13 protein-coding genes are annotated in these 20,236 nt (G+C 70.3%); 3 read left to right on the top strand and 10 right to left on the bottom strand.

Translation table 11 applies throughout. The features are described from left to right. Nucleotides 1-15: 15 nt before the first annotated feature. Nucleotides 16-1,401 carry a KamA family radical SAM protein gene (locus WMF27_RS12155; protein WP_437768701.1) on the top strand — a complete coding sequence of 462 codons (1,386 nt, stop codon included), beginning with the start codon at nt 16-18 and terminating at the stop codon, nt 1,399-1,401. Between the two features lie 312 nt (nt 1,402-1,713). On the opposite strand, the gene WMF27_RS12150 is transcribed toward WMF27_RS12155, so the two are convergent. From WMF27_RS12150 to WMF27_RS12120, 7 genes are all read right to left on the bottom strand, one after another. After that, nucleotides 1,714-2,187: a hypothetical protein gene (locus WMF27_RS12150; RefSeq protein ID WP_437768702.1), complete on the bottom strand. Its 474-nt coding sequence runs from the start codon at nt 2,185-2,187 to the stop codon at nt 1,714-1,716. Beyond that, on the bottom strand, nt 2,184-3,554 hold the full coding sequence (locus WMF27_RS12145; RefSeq protein WP_437768703.1) for an AAA family ATPase: 1,371 nt from the start codon (nt 3,552-3,554) through the stop codon (nt 2,184-2,186). Before WMF27_RS12145 ends, WMF27_RS12150 begins: the two co-directional genes overlap by 4 nt. A gap of 160 nt (nt 3,555-3,714) precedes the next feature. Beyond that, nucleotides 3,715-4,854 carry a helix-turn-helix transcriptional regulator gene (locus tag WMF27_RS12140; protein WP_437944152.1) on the bottom strand — a complete coding sequence of 380 codons (1,140 nt, stop codon included), beginning with the start codon at nt 4,852-4,854 and terminating at the stop codon, nt 3,715-3,717. 595 nt (nt 4,855-5,449) lie between these two features. Next, on the bottom strand, nt 5,450-6,085 hold the full coding sequence (locus WMF27_RS12135) for a hypothetical protein (protein ID WP_437768705.1): 636 nt from the start codon (nt 6,083-6,085) through the stop codon (nt 5,450-5,452). A 143-nt stretch (nt 6,086-6,228) separates the two neighbouring features. Then, nucleotides 6,229-8,289 carry a MopE-related protein gene (locus WMF27_RS12130; protein ID WP_437768706.1) on the bottom strand — a complete coding sequence of 687 codons (2,061 nt, stop codon included), beginning with the start codon at nt 8,287-8,289 and terminating at the stop codon, nt 6,229-6,231. A gap of 238 nt (nt 8,290-8,527) precedes the next feature. Next, complete coding sequence (locus WMF27_RS12125) at nt 8,528-10,240, bottom strand: hypothetical protein (protein ID WP_437768707.1); 1,713 nt, start codon at nt 10,238-10,240, stop codon at nt 8,528-8,530. Nucleotides 10,241-10,602: 362 nt separating this feature from the next. Continuing rightward, on the bottom strand, nt 10,603-12,333 hold the full coding sequence (locus WMF27_RS12120; protein ID WP_437769861.1) for an OmpA family protein: 1,731 nt from the start codon (nt 12,331-12,333) through the stop codon (nt 10,603-10,605). A gap of 766 nt (nt 12,334-13,099) precedes the next feature. Between WMF27_RS12120 and WMF27_RS12115 the strand changes: the two genes are divergently transcribed. Beyond that, entirely contained in the window at nt 13,100-13,879 is a 780-nt protein-coding gene (locus WMF27_RS12115) for a formylglycine-generating enzyme family protein (RefSeq protein ID WP_437768708.1), read from the top strand. A gap of 303 nt (nt 13,880-14,182) precedes the next feature. Here WMF27_RS12115 and WMF27_RS12110 read toward each other — a convergent pair whose 3' ends face one another. The 3 genes from WMF27_RS12110 to WMF27_RS12100 all read right to left on the bottom strand — a co-directional run bounded on the left by WMF27_RS12110 (nt 14,183) and on the right by WMF27_RS12100 (nt 18,764). Then, entirely contained in the window at nt 14,183-16,057 is a 1,875-nt protein-coding gene (locus WMF27_RS12110; RefSeq protein WP_437768709.1) for an IgGFc-binding protein, read from the bottom strand. Nucleotides 16,058-16,357: 300 nt separating this feature from the next. Further along, nucleotides 16,358-17,386, bottom strand: a complete 1,029-nt coding sequence (locus WMF27_RS12105; RefSeq protein ID WP_437768710.1) for a cytochrome d ubiquinol oxidase subunit II — start codon at nt 17,384-17,386, stop codon at nt 16,358-16,360. Continuing rightward, entirely contained in the window at nt 17,376-18,764 is a 1,389-nt protein-coding gene (locus tag WMF27_RS12100; RefSeq protein WP_437768711.1) for a cytochrome ubiquinol oxidase subunit I, read from the bottom strand. The genes WMF27_RS12105 and WMF27_RS12100 overlap by 11 nt, the downstream gene beginning before the upstream one ends. A 147-nt stretch (nt 18,765-18,911) precedes the next feature. On the opposite strand from WMF27_RS12100, the gene WMF27_RS12095 reads away from it, so the two are divergent. After that, on the top strand, nt 18,912-20,222 hold the full coding sequence (locus WMF27_RS12095) for a thymidine phosphorylase (RefSeq protein ID WP_437768712.1): 1,311 nt from the start codon (nt 18,912-18,914) through the stop codon (nt 20,220-20,222). Nucleotides 20,223-20,236: the final 14 nt, after the last annotated feature.

Raw genomic sequence — 20,236 nt, 5'->3', positions numbered from 1 at the left:
GCAAGGGTCCACGACATGACGACCACCTCGAGCCTCATCGAACTCAGCAAGCGAAGCCACGACATCGCGCCCCTCAAGCCGCCGGTGGACCCGGCGTCCCTCCAGCACGCGAACCTGCTCGAGCTGCCCGATTTCCGGAGGATCCCGGCCTACGCCGACGTGACCGACGAGCAGTTCATGGACCACCGGTGGCAGGCGAAGAAGTCGATCACCCGCCCCGACAAGCTGCTCGACACGCTGCGCGGGATGGTGTCGGACGACTTCATCCGGGACGCGACCGAGGGCTTCGCGCACGCGCCGATGAGCGTCCGGGTCTCGCCGTACATGCTCTCTCTGATCGACTGGAACGATCCGTACGGCGATCCGCTCCGCACGCAGTTCATCCCGCTGGCTTCGCGCTTCCTGCCGGATCACCCGAAGCTCGGGCTCGACTCGCTGCACGAGCGCGCAGACGCGCCCGTCCCCGGGCTGACGCACCGGTACGCCGACAAGGCGCTCTTCCTGCCGCTCGACACGTGCCCCGTGTACTGCCGCTTCTGTACGCGCAGCTACGCGGTGGGCATCGACACGGAGGAGGTCGAGAAGACCCACTTCAAGGTCGACGAGGAGCGCTGGAAGCGAGCGTACGCGTACATCGCGTCGCGCCCCGAGCTGGAGGACATCGTCGTCTCCGGCGGCGACGCGTACAACCTGCGGCCGGAGCAGCTCGGCGCGATCGGCGAGACGCTCCTCAGGATGCCGAACATCCAGCGCATCCGCCTCGCCACGAAGGGCCCGGCCGTGATGCCGCAGAAGATCCTGACCGACGACGAGTGGATCGACGCTGTCACGCGCACGGTCGAGCTCGGCCGGAAGCTGCACAAGGAGGTCGTGATCCACACGCACTTCAACCACCCGAACGAGATCACGGGCGTCACCCGCGACGCGATGAACAAGCTCTTCGAGCGGGGGATCACGGTCAGGAACCAGTCCGTGCTGCAGCGCGGGGTGAACGACACGCCCGAGACGATGAAGCTGCTCGTGAAGCGCCTGGGGCACGTGCACGTGCACCCCTATTACGTCTACATCCACGACCTCGTCCGCGGCGTGGAGGACCTCCGGACCACGCTGGCGACCGGGCTCACGATCGAGAAGCACGTGCGCGGCTCGACCGCCGGGTTCAACACGCCGACGTTCGTCGTCGACGCGCCCGGCGGCGGAGGCAAGCGCGACGCGCACTCGTTCGAGCACTACGACCGCACGACCGGGATCTCGGTGTTCGAGGCGCCGAGCGTCAAGCCGGGGCAGCGGTACACGTACTTCGATCCGATCGATCAGCTCCCGGCCGAGGGGCGCGCCCGCTGGGCAGACCCGGCGGAGCACCAGAAGATGATCGACGAGGCGCTCCAGGCCTCGCGCTGAGGCGGGCCCGGCGGCGACCGGCATCACCCCCGGCGCCCCGGCGGACGCCCGCGCGGCGGCAGACATTGCCTCCGACGCTCCTTCGGACGCCCGCACGGCGGCAGGCATTGCCTCCGACGCTCCTTCGGACGCCCGCGCGGCGGCAGACATTGCCTCCGACGGAGCGTCGGACGCCCGCGCGGCGGCAGACATTGCCTCCGACGGAGCGTCGGACGCTCGCGCGGCGACCGACATCGCTTCCGATGCTCCGTCCGGCGCCCGCGGGCACGAGCGCGGCGACCTCAGCCTCCGCGAGCCCGCCGCTCGCCCAGCTCAGGGCAAGCAGTCGCGCAGGTCGGCGGAGCCGCCCTTCTTCACCTTCACGATCCGAAGGTCCATGTGGGCGTCGCGCCGAAGCTTCTTTCGTAGCTCGTCCAGCCTCGGCAGGCTGGCACCGTTGGTCACGATCACGGCTCTGTACATCACCTCCGCGCGAACGTGCGACCCGACAACATGGAACGTCGACTCGAGCTGCGTCACGGCACGAGCGACGTCGCTCCCCTTGAGCTCGACCAGCAGGATGACCGCGGGTGCACCGACCGAGCGGTACACGATCAATCCGTCCGAGAGGCGTGTGCTGTCGTCGAGCTGGAGCCCCTTGCGGAACTCGGGCGTGTCGATCTGGAATGCGAGGATGGTCTCGTTCGGTCGCGGGGCCAGCGAGGCGCGCACCCCCGTCCCGCGATCCGAGACCGACGTGGATCCCACGTTGAGGGCGCGGAAGAGCAGGATCTCGAGGAGCGTCACTCGGCGGCCTCGCGCTGCGCGGCCAGCAGATCTCCGTAGAGGTTGCTCACGCGCTCGCTGACCTTGCCGAGCGTGTCCCAGTCGATGCTCCGCTCGACGCGATCGAGCGCATCGGCGACTTCGCCGGACTCCTTGAACCAGTAGACGCCGACCCTCTCAGGATCGAGGAACGCCTCCTCCGTCTTCAACCAGAACCGCTCCGCCATCGGCTCCTGCGCCGCTCGCGGCAGCGCCCATGCCTCCATCAGGTTCGTGAGGTGATCGACGACGTACGGGCTATGGGTGGTGATGACGATCTGGACGCCCTGGTTCACGAGGAGCGCCAAGAGCTCGGTGAGCGCGACCTGAACGTCGGGGTGGGCGTTCATCTCGGGCTCGTCGATGATCAGGACGTCGCCCTTCCGCGCATACGACCGCAGGTAAAGATCGAGGCCCGCCAGCGATCGCGCGAGGGAAGCAGCGGCCTGGATCGGAAGCTCTCTGCCGGACCCGAAGCGAAAGACCAGCGGATCACCGGTGTCCGGAACGGTGACCCGCCCGCCGAGGAGGCGCTCGACGCGATCGGTGATCTGCGGCGCCAGCCGTTCCCCCGGAGCGGAGGAGCCCGCTCCGCTCGGCAGGTCAATGAAGTCGGCGAAATGGATGATCGGCAGACTCATCCGGGCAAGCATGCGGTCTGCATCCCTCCGGGACCGGGCGATCGCGGCGATCAGCTTCCGCTCCGCGGGCAGCGCAAGGACATTGCGGAGCGCCTTCAGCGAGTAGTGCCGCACGAAGCGTCGCACATCCTTCGTGATGTCCTCGTCCGACATGTCGCCCAAAGACATGATGCCCGGGCCTTCGGTAACGCTCCCCTCCGCGCTCCTGAGCGCCACGCCGACGAACTGCTCCTTCCGGCTCGCGGTGACGAGGATGGACGGGGGACCGAAGGCGTCGAGCTCTTCACGGCGGAGCCGGAGGCGCACCGTCCCGCCGGCAAGCGCTTCCTTGGGAGCCCCCAGCGCCAGCGCGAGCCCCTGCGCTCCGAGCGTGAGGACAAGGTCACCGTGCGCCGGAAAGAAGTCGCTCCGCTTGATCGCGACGCTCAGGGAGGCTTCTCCCCTCGGCTCAGCCACGCGCTGCGCGACGCTGGTCGCCAGCGCGTCGAGCGCCGCGGCGAGGTCGTCCTCGAGCACCGCTGCCGGCGTGTCGTTCCACCCCGAAGGATCGGAGATGTCGAGGTTCCAGGCCTGGTACCGCAGAAGCGTGTACAGCGCGTGAGCAACCCACGTCTTGTTCGTGTTGTTGGGGCCGATGAAGACGGTGAACGGCCGAATGTCCAGCTCGGCGCTCCGGATCACGCCGAGGTTCTCAACGGTCAGCTTCATCCGAACCCTCCGCCCGCTCGCGGGGCCACACGACGCCGCGACGCGATCCTCCGTACCTTACCCGTGCAGCCAGCATGCACCGTTACCCGCTCGATCGCACCTCGTCCGCCATGCCGCCTGCCCAGCCGACCGGGTTCCCTCGATCCAGCCCGGACGCCGGCTACCCTGCGGCCGGCGGCGGCTCCTCGTAGCGGGCGAGCGCGCCGGCGAGCTCGCGCTTCACGCGGTCCACGAGGTCGGGCGGCTCGACGACGCGCGCGGTCTCGCCGAAGCCGAGGACCCACGTCGCGAGCTCCGTCATGTCGCCGATGAGCATCGTGAGCCTCACGCCGCCGCCGGACAGCGGCGTGAGCTCCTGAGACGGATGCACCTTGCGCGTCCGCACGAACTCGGTGACGCGCTCGTCGAAGTCGATCACGACGCGCCGGGGCTCGCCCCCGCGCCAGATGCCGAACTGGCCCTGGAAGTAGTCGTCGATGGAGAAATCCGGAGGCAGCTCGAACCGCTCGGTGACCGCGCACTCCGTGTCGCGCATGCGATCGAGCAGGAACGTGCGCACCTCGCCGCGCCCCACGTGGAGGCCCACGCAGTAGATCGCGTCCTTGTAGAGGACGAGCGCGTACGGGTGGATGAGCACCCGCTCCTCGCGCCCGTCCCGCGAGCGGCGGTAGCGGCACCGCAGGGGGCGCAGGTCGGCGACGGACTGGAACAGGTCGTCGAGCTCCTCGGTGCGCGCGGCGTAGTCCTTCGGGGCGAACGGGAGATAGAGGAAGCGCTCCTCCAGCCGCGCGTCGGCGACGCCGGCGTTCGGTCCGCGCCCGGGCCTGCGCGCGACGCCGAGGAGGCGCTGCGCGGCGAGGTCGATCTCCTCGAACAGGGTCGAGCCGCGCATCGGCTCGAACAGCCGGCGGGCGGCGAGCAGGGCGTACGCCTGCGTCCGCCGCACCTCGACGCGCCGGGGCGCCTCGCTCGGAGACAGCCGCCAGAGGCGAGGGCCCCCGGGGCGCGTGGCGACCGACACGAGATCGAGCTCGCGCTTGACCTCGACAAGGTAGCGCCGGAGCGAGCGCGGCGTGACGTTGAGCTCGCGCGCGAGATCGTAGATCGTCAGGCCGGCAGGGTGCTTCTGCAGCAGGCTGCGCAGCGAGTCGAGCCGCCGGTGCTGGGTGAACGGGCCGCGCGGCCGGCCGCGCTGCGCGCCGCCCCGCACGTCGTCATCATCGTCGTCGTCGTCGTCCGGCGGAGGAGGCCTCTTCGAGGCGGCCGCAGGAGCCCCCGCGTCCGCCCGCGGAGGGCGCACGCTCGGCGCGGACGCGGCCGCTGGAGGGCGCACGCTCGGCGCGGACGCAGCCGCTGGAGGGCGCACGCTCGGGGCCGCCGGAGGGCGCACGCTCGGGGCCGCCGTGCTCGATCTGACGTCGAGGGCCGCGTCGCCGGTGAGGCGCGGCGCCGCGCCCGCGCGCGGCTTGGAGGGCGGCGTCGCGCCGCTCGAGAACGGGTCGGCGGTCTGGCCGCCGCGCGGGCGCGGAGCAGCCGCTGCCCCGCTCGATTTGCCGGCCCCCCGCGCGCGAGTGGACGCGGTGGCAGGCGCATGGGCACCCCCAGGGCCAGTGCGAACAGCGCGCGCCATCAGCTCAGCGCTGTATCGCATCACCCCCTCCCGTCCAAGATGTTTGTCCCGCGCACTGCCGGCCGAGCAGCGATCGCCGACCGGGCGCGCGGCGGCGACGCTGGCCGCGCACGGCGCGCCCGGAAACAGCGCTCAGCGCTCGCCACGGCGCCGTGTGCCCGCGAAAATGTCGTTCGGTTACGGGAACTTCGCCGCGGCGAGCCGCGGGGACGCAGCGGCGACCGGCGCGGACCGGCGCGGATCCGCCGCGCCGCCGCCGGGCGGCTCACCAGGGACGATCGCGCATCGTCTTCTTGTACTGCTCCTTGTAGAGGTCGTGGCACTGCTTGCAGCTCGCCTTCGCGCCGTCGACGTCGCCGGCCTTCGCCTTGGCGATGCCCGCCTTCGTGATCGCCACCCAGCTGCCCATGCCGGGCGGCGGTTTGCTGGCCACGTACTGCAGCGCCGTCGCGATCTTCGCGGCGTCGCCGCTCGAGGTCGCGGAGGCCATCGTGCTCTTCATCCAGGCCTGCATTGGGCACATCTTCTGGCCCTTCGCGCCGCACTCGAACTTCTTCTCGCCCGCCTGCGCGGCGCCGGTCGACGCTGGCCCCGCGGCCGCGGCGGCAGACGCAGCGGCCGTCGCCTTCGGCGCGGCCGTCTCCGCCGGCTCGGCGGTCGCCGCGGCTGTCTCCGCCGGCGCGGCCGACGCAGCGGCCGTCGGCTCGGCGGTCGCCGCGGCCGGCACGGCCGCCGTCGCCACCGGCGCGGCCGTCGTCGCCGCAGGGGCGGCGCTCTCGGTCGGCTTGCCCTCGGCCACCGCTCCGGGGGCCGGCGCGTCGCTCCCCTTGCTATCGCAGCCGAGCGTGGCGAAAGACAGGCTCGCGAGCAACAGCGCGAGCGGCGTGATCGTTCTCCTCATGCAGTCTCCTTGGGTGATGAACGGAAGCGCTCCTGACGAGCGCGAGGCCGAGGGATGCGTGCCGCGGTCCTCTGTGCGCCGCGCAGTGTAATCGGGTCGCCGTCCGTCCGCTGCGGTCGCGCGCCATCGTCCCGCGCGGCGCTTCACTCGCGCGTGCCGGGCGTCGAGGCAAACGTCGACCACTGGAAGTTGTCGAGGAGGGCCACGGAATCGTTCCAGGGATCGCCGGTGTCCCAAAGTACGAAGCGCAGCTCCATGATCTCACCTGGGTTGACATTGCCGTTCATGACCAGCCATCCGGTCCCGCCGCCCGCGAGCTCGCTCGCTCCGCACCAGCCGGGCTCACCTCCGAACTGGGCGGGCGGCCTCGCGGCATCGAACCCCGTCCCGCGGAGCTGGGTGATGCTCGTGCAGGTGGTCGTCGTACCGGGGGTGGCGCCGCCGCCGCACCCGGTCGGCCCGTTCACGCACTGGGTGAAGAGCCCGGTGCCGCCGAACGCGAGGTTCGTGCCCAGCGGGTAGACCGGCGCCCCGGCGGGCGGCGGGTCGTAGAAGGCGAGGTTCCCGTCCGCCGGGTTCGCCGTCTCGCCTGGAAAGGGCTCGAATGTCGAGTCGAGCAGCGCCAGAAAGAAGTCGTTGAACCGGCTGCACACCCACTCGGGATACTCGGAAGAGAGAAAGAACGTCGAGACGCTGAACGCGCTCGCGTTCGTCGGCACGCGGACGCGCAGCTTCAGCATCACGGGATCGTAGGCCGTCGCGCCGCCCTGCGGGTCAGGGCACCCGGGCGCGTTCGGGAGGTTGTCGCCGTTCGCGCCGAGCCAGTCCGCGGGCACCCTGCTCGACGTCCCCATGTCCTGGCCGCCCTGGAACGGGGCGAAGCTCGGCCTCGTGTCGTTCGGCGCCGCCTCGGCCGCGGCGACGCCGGTCGAGAGCACCGCGAGGCGCGCGCCCCGGAGCGGCGTGATGCCCGAGCCGAAGCCCTGGCGGATCGATCGCTGGGCCGCGGCCGGCGCGCCCGCGCCGTCGGCGCGGTGGAAGCTCGCGGAGAGGACACCCCAGGTGCGCTGCGCGCGTGACGGCGGGCTCGCCGTCGTGGTGACGCAGAGGTCGATCGCCTTCGCATAATCGAGCGCGGCCGGCGAGTCGCTCGTGAGCCCGGCGTCGCAAGGCGCGATGTTGTCTGCCGCGCCGTCGCAGTCGTCGTCGATCCCGTTGCCCGCCACCTCGAACGCGCCGCGGTTCACGAGGGCCGGGGTGCCGCACCCGTCCGCCGGGGAATCGCAGCAATCGCCGTCGCAGATCGTCCACCCGTCGCCGTCCTGATCGGGTGGGTTGTCGACGGCGCCGTCGCAGTCGTTGTCGATGCCGTCGGCGCACACGTCGAGCGCCGGCAGCACCTGGTGGAGGCACGGCCCCCACGAGAGGCCGCTCGGCCTGCAGGTGGAGACCCCGGGGGCGCAGGGAGCGACCCCCTCGGTGCCCGGCGGTCCCTCGTAACACACCCTCGTGTCGCCCGGCGCGCACGAGCAGGGCCCGCGCGCTGCTTCGTCGTGCTCGCACCCGTCCGCCGGGTCGTGGTTGCAGTCGAGGAACCCGTCCTCGCAGGCGGTGAGCGCGCACGCGCCCGAGACGCAGGCGATCCCGGCGTGCGAGAGCTCCGGACAGGCGCGACCGCAGGCGCCGCAGCTCAGCGCGTCCGCCTGGAGGTCCCGACAGACACCATCGCAGCACGCCGCGCCGCTCTCACACGGATGCGCCGCCGAGCAGCCCTGAACGCACTCGCCCTCTCCGGTGCACAGCGCGCCCAGGGGACAGTCGCCGTCGACGATACAGGCAACACAGGCGTGCTTCGCGGGATCGCAGGTGAGCGGAGCTGCGCAGTCGGACTCGGCCTCACAGCCCGCCACGCAGCGCTTCGCCTCGGGATCGCAAACCTGACCGGGCGGGCACGCCAGAGGGCCAGGCAGACAGGCCACGCAGTCGCCCGTCTCCCGGTCGCACAGCGGGGCGCTCGGGTCCGCGGCGCAGCCGGCCGGGCAGCCGGAAGCGCCCTCCCCTCCGGCGCCTCGCGGGATGTCGGGGCCTGCCGCGCCGGCGCAGGACGGCGCCACGCCGGACGCCAGCGCGAGCCCGACCACGGCGGCGAGCCCTCCGCTCCAGGCCAGCGGGCGGCGGCGGACTGCGCGGGTTCTTGTCGACATCGGCAAGCGGCTCCCCTCCTCGGCGCGACGCACCCGAGGGGCGGCCGACCGCAAGGATCGTAGACTACCCGGTCGGTGCCTGGAACGACGGCCGATCGGCGGGGAGGACGCGCCTCGCCTGAACGTCACGTCATCGTCATCGACGCGCCCCCCACGACCACGGCGCGCTTTGCGACGCGCGCCACAACGACCGCGGCGCGCTCGGCCGCGCCGAGCGGAGGTGCGACCGGGGCGTCGCTCAACGCGTGTGCTCGTAGAGCGTGAAGGCGCCATCGCGCTCGATCCGGCGAAACGAGGGGTGCGCCGCGGTGAACACCGGCTTATCCGGCCGCTCGTTCCGGAGGATCACGTAATCGTACGCGACGCCATGGACATCCGGCTTGAACCACTCACCACGGTTCGACGGCGGCGCGGGGAGGCGACGCTTCAGCGTGAAGGGGAAACCCACGTTGTGCCAGCCGTCCGCGCTGAAGCCCCCGTGCATGATCTGCACCCACGAGGAGAAGTGGTTCGTGCCCTCGATGATCAGCGATTCATCGGTCCGTGGAGGCAACGTCAAGAAGAGGACCTCGGCGCCCGGCGGGATCCGCTCCACCATCCGGGCGAACGGCGCGACCCGCTCGTCGAAGCGCGCGTATTTCTCCGAGAGGTGGAGCGGCAGCACGAGCGCGGCCGCCACGGCGGGGGCCATCAGGAGGCGGGAGCGGCCCTGGAGCGGCGCCGTGATGGCCAGGAAGCCGAAGAAGCAGATGAACGGCGAGAAGCGTCCGCTCACGAACCACCAGTCGAACGGGCGAGCCAGGTGAAGCGGCACGAGGAAATAGCAGATCGCCATCGCGGCGCAGAGGGCGAGAGAGCGATGGCGGTGAAGCCGGTCGAGGAACGAGCCGGCAGGCGCGGCGGGCTCGCGCGCGGGAAGGCTGCGGCCAGGGAGGAAGCGCCGGGCGACGCGCGCGACGCGCGCGACGCGCGCGACGCGCGCGACGCGCGCGACGCCGAAGAGGCCCAGCAGCGACGCCACCGCGACGAGCACCCAGAAGACCCGGGTGTCGAGATCGCCCGATACCGAGTCGAGCGTGTACTCGGGGAACGATCGGAGCATCTCGTGCCATGGCACCCAGACGCCCTGGAACCGCGGGCCGCTCCGCAGATCGACCATGGGGCTCTTGAAGGCGACGAGCTGCCACAGGACGAGCGCGACGGCGGGCGCGAAGAGCGGCAGCGCGACGGCGATCCGCGACCACCGGGGCAGGTGGCAGAGCATCAGCACGGCGACGCAGACGTAATAGCCGAAGAGGATGAGCGGATGGCTGAGGCCGCAGCCGACGCTGAGCAGCGCGACGGCGGCCCCGCGCAAGGGGCTCGGCCGATCGAGGTAGACGTCGAGCGCGACCACGCCGACGAGCAGCAGCGCGACGCCGACGAGGAACGGCAGGAAGCCGCACGCCCAGGAGAGGGTGAAGGCCAGCGGGAAGGTGAGGACCGAGAGCCAGGGGCTGCGCCGCGTCTGGCGCGCCCAGCCGAGCGCCGCCGCGGGGATGGCGAGCACATAACCGGAGAGCACGGCGCGATTCGCGTTCTCGAGGCCGACGCCATAAGCGATCACGTGCGTCAGGATGTGATAGGCGCCGTAGGGGGCCGGACGGAGGCTGAGCTCGTAGAAGTCCCTGAAGCGCGTCCACGGCTCATCGAAGCTGTGCCAGATATGGACGGCCGCGAGGTGGTTCGGCAGATCGAGCAGCGGCAGGAACCGCACCCGCCATATCGGCACGATGGCTGCGACGGCGAGGAGCACGAACGTCGCGACGAACGCCTTGTCGCAGGGCCAGCGATTCCCGCTCCCGACCGCGGGAGGCGCCTCCGCGCCGGGAGGTCGGGGCGGCGGGGCGGCGGGCGCGCCGGCCCGGGGCGTGGGATCGCTGTCGGACGGGCTCGAACCGGGCATTTCCATGAGAAGTGTGGCGCTCCCCTTCCCTCCGCTGCTGCGCGAGGAGCGGGTAGGCCGCGAGCGTTAGCACAGCGCGGGGCCGATCGAGATCGCGCCGATCGCGCTGCAAGCCGCGCCCTACGTGGGTGACGACGCGCTGGGCCAGGCCGGCGACGGCGCCGAGCAGCCCGACCGGCGCGGTCAGCGGCCACGTGGACGGCAGCGGCCGCCGATCCACGGGAGCGCGCTCGCGTGGGACGCGCCCGCGTGGCCGGGCCGAACCCGGCCGGCGGTCGGAGGTGACGTTTGCGTGCACATGACGGGGCACGTGCACGCAAACGCCGCTCGATCTCGGGGGAAGATCGGCCGGCCGCTCCGGCTGGGGCTTACCGGCCCTCGATCGTCTGCGACTTGATATGGAACTCGACGCGCCGGTTGCGCTGCCGGCCTTCCGGCGTGTCGTTGGACAGGAGCGGCCGGCGGGAGCCATAGCCGATGGAGGTGAGCCGCTCCGACTGAACGCCCTTGTTGATCAGGTAGACCCTGACCGCGATGGCGCGGTTGTGCGCGAGCCGGTCGTTGTAGTCGATGGTGCCCTGGTTGTCGGTGTGCCCCTCGATGCTGAGCAGCTTGATCTCGGGGTTCGCCTTGAGCAGGCGCACGACCTCGTCGAGGATCGGATAGCTCTGCGGGAGGATCCTGGAGCTGTCGAACTCGAACTCGACCTGCTTCATGATCTCGATCTCGGCGGAGCCCGTGATCCTGCGGATGTAGAAGGGGCAGCCGTTCTTCTCCGGGTCTTCGACGACGACCTGCCCCGGCTCCTTCGGGCACTTGTCCTCGGCGTCGGGGATGCCGTCCTGATCCGCGTCCTCCTCGGGGCAGCCGTCGCGATCGTCGATGCCGTCCTTGTCCTCCGGGTCGTCCGGGCACTTGTCGACGACGTCGGGGATGCCGTCGCCGTCGCGGTCGGGCATGTCCGGGCATCCGTCGCTCGGCTTGGGCTGCTTGCCGTCCTCGGGGTCCTCCGGGCAGAGGTCGATGACGTCGGGGTAGCCGTCGCCGTCGGTGTCCTTCTCCGCCGTGATCACGTAGTTGAAGCCGGGCGAGCGGGCCTCGGAGTCGGCGATGCCGAACGAGCCGCCGACGAGGGCGACCCCCCGGAAATCGGGCGCGTAGCCGCCGCTCATGCGGGTGCCGACGCCGGCGCCCACGTAGACCGCCTTGTCCTTGGTGAGGAACATCTTGCTGTTGAGCTGCCACTCGATGGGCGAGGCATCGAGCTCGCCCGCGGTCTCCTTGAGGAGGCCGAACGAGCCGAAGATCTCGGCCCCGAGGCGGAGCTTGCCGTCGAGGAGCGGGACGTAGCCGCCGACGCCGTACGTGAGCTCGCTGCCGACGACGAGCTCGCTGAGCGCCACGCGCGGCCGGATGGCGACGCCGGTGTTCAGGGTGACGACGAAATCCTTGAAGTCGTACTCGGCGCCGAGGCCGAACGAGCTGCTCACGCCCCGGTCGCCGGCGAAGGCGTACGTGTTGCCGATGGGCGCGAAGACCGCGCCGGTGACGCCGAGCCGGAAGCGGCGCTCGTCGAGCTCGAGCGCGACGAAGCGCGCGTCGATCCGGAGGTCCATGGGGGCGGCAGTTTTCAGGTCGACGCTCTGGTTGAGGCCGAGCTCGCGGTGGTAGGTCTGGTTGCCGTCCTGGAACAGGACGATGGGGAACGAGACCTGGAGGGCGCCGCGGCCGAGGATCTCTACGCCCGCGTTCAGGTAAGTGATGAGCTGAGAGGTGACGGGCCCGTCGCCCTCGACCCGCTCCTCGATGGCGAGGTTGTCAACGTAGTTGTCGTCGCGGAGCGGGTGGACCGACACCCCCAGCCCGAGCTGCCCGAAGAAGCGCGTCCGTTCCCCCATGTGCGGGCGCCAGACGCCGATCCCGTCGTCGGGGGCACCGGCCATCCTGAGGCGATCGAGGTAGAAGGTCCGATCCTGCGCGCGGGCGGCGGAGGGCGCCAGCGCGGCGAGGGCCGGTGCGGCCAGGGCCGCTGCGGTCAGCGCGCAGCGAAGGCGCGACGGGCGTCGCGGCGCACGGCCCGGCAGGTTTCGTCGATCCATCACGGTGAGCTGTCCTCCAAGCAACGCTCGAAAAACGAGGTTGACGCGGGCGTTCCGCCGCATGCGGGCCGGCGTCCGGGCGGGAGACTACTCGGGCCGGGGGAGGATGTCTCCTGGGTCGAACCAGGAGGTGCGAGGACCGCCGCGGAAGGGGGCGGCTGTGTCCGGGGCGCGCGGGGTTGGGGCCGCGCCGCGGGACGGCGCGCGGTGCTTCCGCGTCTTCAGCGCGGTGTGTAGCGTGGGCTGCGTGGCGACGGTGAAAAGGCGGCGAACGGGCCACGGCGCGGGCGCGCGGATGGCTCCGCTGGCGATTGCGGCCGGGATGACGAGCTGCGGCCTGGTGCTCGGGCTTGACGACTTCAAGGACGCTCCGCGGGCGAGCGCCGGGGGAGGCGGAGCCGGTGGCGACAGCGACTCGAGCTCCGGCGCCGGGGGTTGCGCGCACGGCGAGCGCGACTGCGTCGGCGATACGCCCCGGCAGTGCGCAGATGGGGAGTGGGTTCACCAGCGGCCTTGCAGTGGAGAGACGCCAGTCTGTGCAAAGGGCCGATGCGTACCATGCACCGAGGGCGAGCGCGGGTGCTCAGGTGGCAAGCCGAGGCGCTGCGAAGGGGGCGCGTGGGTCGAGGAGGCGCCCTGCGCGACGCCGTTCCCGGGGTGCCGTGACGGGGCGTGCGTCCCGACGAGCTGCCAGGGCGGCGACGCGCCTGGTACGGGAGTGAGCTGCGGGGCCGACGGGGACAAGGATTGCTGCGCTGCTGACGTCGTGCCGGGAGGAACCTTCTACCGGAGCAATGATGAGCACTATCCAGCCATCGTCAGCGACTTCAGGCTCGACAGATACGAGGTCACGGTCGGACGATTTCGGGCCTTCGTGGAGGCGCTGAAGGGAACGCAGAGGGATCCCCCGGCGCTCAAAGCCGGGGAGCGCCCCGGCGTAACCGATAGCGGGTGGCGCTTCGATTGGACATCGTCGCTCTCTGCAAACACCGAGGAGCTCAAAGCACAGCTCGAATGCGACTACTACCCGACATGGACCGCCGAGCCGGGCCCCAACGAAGACCGGCCGATCCATTGCGTCACGTGGTATGAGGCATTCGCATTCTGCGTATGGGACGGGGGCTACCTGCCCACCGAGGCCGAGTGGAACTACGCCGCCGCCGGCGGCGCGGAGCAGCGGGTCTATCCGTGGGGTGCGTCGAGGGAGCGCGGGTTCGCTGCCACCGAGTGCAGAGGAAACGGCTCCTTCAGCGGATGCAGCGTCGCCGCGTTCCTGCCTGTTGGCTCGTTCTCGCCGTCCGGCGATGCGAGGTGGGGCCATGCCGATATGCTAGGAAACGTCTCCGAGTGGACCTTGGATTGCAGCGGAGACTATCCGGTGCCGTGTGAGGACTGCTCGAACCAGGGCTGCTCGGGCTCAACACGATACGTGGTTCGCGGTGGGAATGCCATCGCCCCGCTCTACGATACAGCGTTCAGAAACAGGGAAGATCGCACAATCCGGACCCAGGGCGTGCGCTGCGCCAGAAAGATCCAGGCTGAGTGACAAAGTCGGCCCATGAGGCGGAGATTTCGGATGTCAGCGTCGACACCTCCTACGAGAGCCGCGGACAGATGCTGACGCGAACGTTCCGCTGCATTCGGGCCGGCCGCCGGCGGCAGCGTTCTGCGTCGGCGAAGTCATCGAGCCCGAGGATCATGCCGCAGGCTTCCGCCCCCCTGATGGCCGTCGCGGTGGGTTCGGCTCACGCTGGCGATGGCCGTCTCGATGCTCGGCAGATCATGCGAGGACGGCCACCATTCACACAGCGATGAGCATCAGTCAAAGAGCTGACAGCAACATTGCCTCTCACTGAACCGTCGGGGGCACAACAACATCGTTAATTGGCTGAAAACCGGCCCCCGCCGGATAGGCATACGAGACCAACTGGTGGTTTTGGATCGCTCCCCAACCCCAAACAGTGACGCCGAATGGAAGCTCACTAACCATCTCACGGCGCCCGTTTGAGCAGTCAGCAACCCCTTCGAAATTCCCAGTAACAAGATCGACACGCGTATACTGGTACTCACCGATGTCCTCCCAACCGGTGAGCGGCCCCGCGCAATCGAGCTCTACGTCAGCAAACGAACCATCTCGCTTGGAAGGTGTCCGAACAACCACGAGGCTCGTCTCCGGAAAGTTCGGATCGGTGAAGAACACGTAGTAATCCAAGAATTGGCTCGGCGGCACAACATTCACCCACTCGGGATCGCCTTGCCTCGCGAACGGCACCCCCCCCGTCATGTAGGCTCCGAGATAGAATGGATTGTTCGGGCTCTGACTCTTGACCGTGAACGGGCCGCGCGCGTTAAACTGGTATGTTTCACCCAATTTGAGCGACGTGGGCGCGCCCTCGGGAGCGCTTGGGATCCACGTCAACTCCGTGTCATCAACCATGCCGACGATACGCCAGGGAGGAGCTTCCTCGTCGTTCCCGCCACGCCCGCGATAACGCACGCCAACGTACTCATTGCCCGTTGCACGGACTGGCGCGATCTGCTGTTGGGCAGCATCACAATCATTCACATCGTCGGGCACCTTCATGCATTCATGCCCACCGAAGACGCCCACCGGCTTCGTTGACGCGATCGGACTCCCGGTCAGCTCAGCCTTCTGAGTAATCTGCAAAAACTCACCTGCACCAAGAGTATATGTCACGGGCTCACCCATCGCCGAGCCAATCACATTTTCCCCTGCTTCGATCGCGACTCGGGGCAGAATGGTCACTTCGGTATCGTCCTCATACGCAACGATATCTAAGGATGGCGATCCATAGGCAGGGGCTCCAGAGTAGCCGTAGGCGTTGATCGCTATATAGTTATTGTCCCACGCGCTCGTCGGCAGGAGCAGCGTCGCCGACGAGAGCGCCACACCTGAGCTACTGAACGGAGCCATCTGGTAAGCGACGACCGGATAGTCAGTCGAGATATGGAAGGCACTTGCTCGACCCGTCCCACCATCACCGTCCTCTCCACGAACGCCGACCTCTTCCTGAATTGCTGCCACTGCTGGGTCGGGGCAATCGTCAGAAGTGGAACCACCGAATGGATCCCTGGCAAGAAACAAGACCGCCACCTCGCCAACACCAAGACCTTCAGAAGGCATATAGGGCCGATACGTCGTCGTCGCGCCTTGCGTCTCCGGAATAAAGATGAACTCGGAGGGCAAGTCAGGGTCAGTGAGCTCGTTCCCCTGGTATTGCACGTTAATCTTGACGGGCTTTTCCCATGTATTCGCCACGAATGAGACGAAGCAGGTCCCGCTTCCGTTGCCCACCATCGCCGTCTTCAGCGCCCAATAGTCACATCCGTACGAGCTCTTCGACCTCCTCGCCGCTTCGCATGGGTTCGGTATGCATTCCGCGTTGACGCACCCCTCTTCTGGATCGCATGTATCCAGCGTCTCCCCATTGCAGCTGAGGATCTTCTTCAGATCGTTGGAGCAGACGGGATCGCACCGCCCCCCCTCCCCGAAGGTCCCCGTGCTCCCCGCCTCCCCGCCCGCGCCGCCGGTGCCGCTGCCGCTGCCGCTGCCGCTGCCGCCGGTCCCGGTGGGGCCCGAGCCGGAGCCGGTGAGCCCGTGGCGGTACGAGTCCGTGCACGCGGCGAACGAGCCCGTCACACCGGCTGTCGCTGCAAGTAACCCCACAATCGCGTGTCGACGGTATCTAGCCATGTTCGCCATCTCTACAGGGCTCCTTCCCCCACAAGCATCCTGAAAACTTCGCGCCTTCGAGCGTAACACGGTTCGACCGCCGTGGGGAGGCCCGCGAAAGCGCTCGCATTTTTTCGGGGCGCCGCGAGAGCGGGTTGCTGCTCCCAGGAAGGCAATGGGCCGCCGGCATCCCGCCATCGCTCCCTAGCGCCCGGACGGACACAGAGCCACTGTTCGGCGCGCCGTCCTCACGCCTCTCCTGCGGGTAGGTCGAGGTGGTGCATCAAATTTGGCCACCGCGACTTCCACGTACGTCGGCGCCACTCCCGCTCAATGGTCGTCGTCGCCGTCCGACGCAGCCCCCGCCCGGCCGCTGCCGAAGACGCGGAAGAGCACGTACAGCGATGGGAACAGCAGCACGGATCCGACGCCGAGCACCCAGACAAGCAATCGCAACGTCCTCGGGTTCGCCGCCGCCCCTTCGAGCGTCACGTCCGGCACCACCAGGAACGGGTACTGCGAGGCCGCCCAGCCGAGCAGGATCAGCGTGACCTGCGCCACCGCCGCGAAGCGCGCCAGACGGAAACGGCGGGTCCACAACGCGAAGAACGCCGCGGTGGCCGCGAGGCCCGTCGTGACGTGGAGCGGCCACGTGATCGGATGATCCGTCAGCCCCTCTCGAATGAGCGGGGCGCCCCGGAACGACGCCGCGAACGACGCCAGCGCGAGCGCCGCCACCACGCAGCCCGAGGCGAGCGCGCGCCGCCGGAAATCGTCGACCAGCGCAGGCTCCTTCGCCTCGTTCGTCAGGTACACCGCCGCGAGGAACGCGAACAGCGCCAGCGCGAACAGCCCCACCACGAACGGAAACAGCGAGAGCCACGGCGCGAAGAAGCCGCTCGTCACCACCCCCGACGCCACCCGGATCCGCCCGGACGCCACCGCGCCGACGATCATGCCGAGCAGCACCGGCGCGATGACGCTCGCGAGCGAGAAGACGAAGCCCCAGCGCTTCTGCCGCCGATCCCCCCGGGAATCGTAGCTGCGGAAGCTGAACGCCGAGCCGCGAAACACGACGCCCACGAGGAACAGCGTGAGGGGGACGTGCAGCGCGATCGAGATCGCGGCGAACGCGGGAGGAAACGCGGTGAAGAGCAGCACAACGACCAGGATGAGCCACACGTGGTTGGCCTCCCAGATCGGGCCGATCACCCGCTCGATGAGGGCGCGCTGCTCCCGCTTCCGCGGGCCGGAGGCGAGCAGATCCCACACGCCGCCGCCGAAATCGGCGCCCCCGAGCAGCGCATACAGCACGAGCGCCGCCATCATCACCCCGCCGAGGAGCCACTCAGCGCGCATCGGCCTCGCCTCCCCCGGACGCGCGCGGCGCGCCGCCGCCGCCCGTCAGCCCGAGCGGCGCGCCGCCACCGCCGCCCGTCACCCCGAGCGGCGCCGCGCGGAGCTGGCGCACGAGCAGGTAGACCACCACCACGCCGAGGAAGACATACAGCACCGTGAACGTCCAGAACGGCGCCGCGAGGTACGGGAACGGGGTCACCGCGTCGCGTGTGCGCATCGCGCCCCGCACGATCCACGGCTGGCGACCGAGCTCCGTCACCAGCCAGCCGGCCTCCATCGCCACGATGCCGAGCGGGCTCGCCAGGATCACCGCCCAGAGGAACGGGCGCTGATCCGGGATCCCCCTGCGGCGCCACGCGAGCACCGCCCCGACCACCGCGAGCAGCGCCATCGCGGAGCCCGCGCCCACCATCACCTGAAACGAGAGGTGCGTCGCCGTGACCGGCGGCCACTCGTCCCGCGGGACCGCATCCAGCCCGGGCACCACCGCGTCAGGATCCGCGTGCAGGAACACCGAGAGCCCCGCCGGGATCTCGATCGCGTAGTCGACCTCGCGCCGCTCCACGTCGGGCAGGCCGCCGACGAGGAGCGGCGCGCGGGCCGAGGTCTCGAAGTGCGCCTCCATCGCCGCGAGCTTGGCGGGCTGCCCCCTCCCGACCTCCACCGCCGCGTAGTGGCCGACGAGCGGCTGCGCCAGCGCCGTCACCCCGGCGACCGCGAGCGTCACCGCGAACGCCTTGCGGAACAGCGGGCTCGACGGGTGCCGCAGGAGCACCAGCGCGTGGATCCCCGTCATCACGAACGCCGTCGCCTGATAACACGCGAGGATGCCGTGCAGCGTCTCGTGCTTCCACGGCGGGCTGAACATCGCCGCGACCGGGTCGATGTCCGCCGGGCGCCCGTCGACCATCGTGAACCCGGCAGGGTGGTTCATGCACGCGTTCACCAGGATCACGAAGAACGCGGACAGCGCGCCGCTCAGCGCGACCAGCGCGCCCGAGAGCAGGTGCAGCCTCGGCGAGAGCTTGCCGCGCCCGTAGAGGTAGATGCCGAGGAAGATCGCCTCCGTGAAGAAGGCGAACCCCTCGAGCGAGAACGGGAGCCCTATCACCTCTCCGAACGTCCCCATGAAGCTCGGCCACAGGAGCCCGAGCTCGAACGAGAGCACCGTGCCCGACACGGCGCCCACGGCGAACAGGATCGCCGTCCCCTTCGCCATGCGCTTCGAGAACTCGAGGTAGTCTCGATCGCCCGTCCGGTGCCAGAGCGCGTCCGCGATGACCATGATCAGCGGCAGCGCCACCCCGGCGGCGGCGAAGATGATGTGAAATGCCAGCGACAGGCCCATCTGGGCCCGGGCGTAGAGGAGGCTGTTCATGAGACCCAGGTCGGCTCCCTTCTCCCGCGCGACCGCGACCGGCCGCCGTGCCCGCTCTCCTGCGGGGACGGTCCGCGCGCTCCCGCCGACCATAGGGGGGCCCGCGCCAGGGACAAATAGGGGCAAACCCGGGTAAGCTCGACGCCGATGCAGACCCTTGTCGAGCTCGTCGCGAAGAAGCGCGACGGCGGGCGGCTGTCCGAGGACGAGATCGCGCGGATCGTCCGCGCCCACAGCGACGGCGAGCTCGCCGATTACCAGATGGCCGCGCTGCTCATGGCGATCTTCTTCCGCGGCATGGACGACGCCGAGACGGTCGCGCTCACGCGCGCGATGCTCCACTCGGGCGACGTCCTCGACCTGTCCGGCGTGCCCGGACGGAAGGTCGACAAGCACTCGACCGGCGGCGTCGGCGACAAGGTCTCGATCTGCCTCGCCCCCCTCGTCGCCGCCTGCGGCGTGCCCGTCCCGATGGTGTCCGGCCGCGGCCTCGGCCACACCGGCGGGACCCTCGACAAGCTCGAGGCGATCCCGGGGTTCGACGTCGCGCTCGACGCCGGCGCGTTCGCGCGCATCGTCCGCGACGTGGGGACGTGCATGATCGGGCAGACCGCGCGGATCGCGCCCGCGGACAAGCGCATCTACGCGCTGCGCGACGTGACCGCCACGGTCGAGTCGATCCCGCTCATCGTCGCCAGCATCCTCTCGAAGAAGCTCGCGGAGGGCATCGACGCGCTCGTGCTCGACGTCAAGGTCGGGCGCGGCGCGTTCATGAAGACCCTCGGCGACGCCCGCGCCCTCGCGACCGCGCTCGTGCGCGTCGGGACCGCGGCCGGCAAGCGCGTCTCCGCGCTGCTCACCGACATGAGCGCCCCGCTCGGGCGCGCCGTCGGCAACGCCATCGAGACCCGCGAGGCGATCGAGGTGCTGCACGGCCGCGGGCCGGGCGACCTCGTCGCGTGCACGCTCGCCCTCGGCGAGGAGATGCTGATCGCCGGCGGCGCGGCGGCGAGCGCGGCCGAGGCGCGGCCGAAGCTCGAGGCCGCCATCGCGAGCGGCGCGGCGGCCGAGGTCCTCGCGCGGATGATCGCCGCGCAGAAGGGCGATCCGGCCGTGGTGCACGACGCCGGCCGGCTGCCCAGCGCCCCCGTCGTGGTCGAGATCGCCGCGCAGGACGAGGGGTACGTCGCCGCCGTCGATCCGCTGGAGATCGGCCTGTCGGCGGTCGCGCTCGGCGCCGGGCGGACGCGCGCCGACCAGCGCGTGGACCCCGCCGTGGGGATCGAGCTCGCCGCGGTGCGCGGCGATCGCGTGGACCGCGGCGCGCCCCTCGCCCGCATCCACGCGCGCCGGGCGGACGACGCGCGGGCCGCGGCCGATCGCGTCCGCGCCGCCTTCCGGCTCGGCCCGGCGCCCGCCGAGGCGCCCGCGCTCGTGCTGGAGCGGATCGAGGCATAGCCGCGCGCGGGCGC

Source organism: Sorangium sp. So ce281, assembly GCF_051527395.1.
Classification (GTDB): Bacteria; Myxococcota_A; Polyangia; order Polyangiales; family Polyangiaceae; genus Sorangium; species Sorangium cellulosum_B.
Note: the sequence above shows the minus strand (reverse complement) of the source record. Positions and strands in the feature narration are given on the sequence as shown.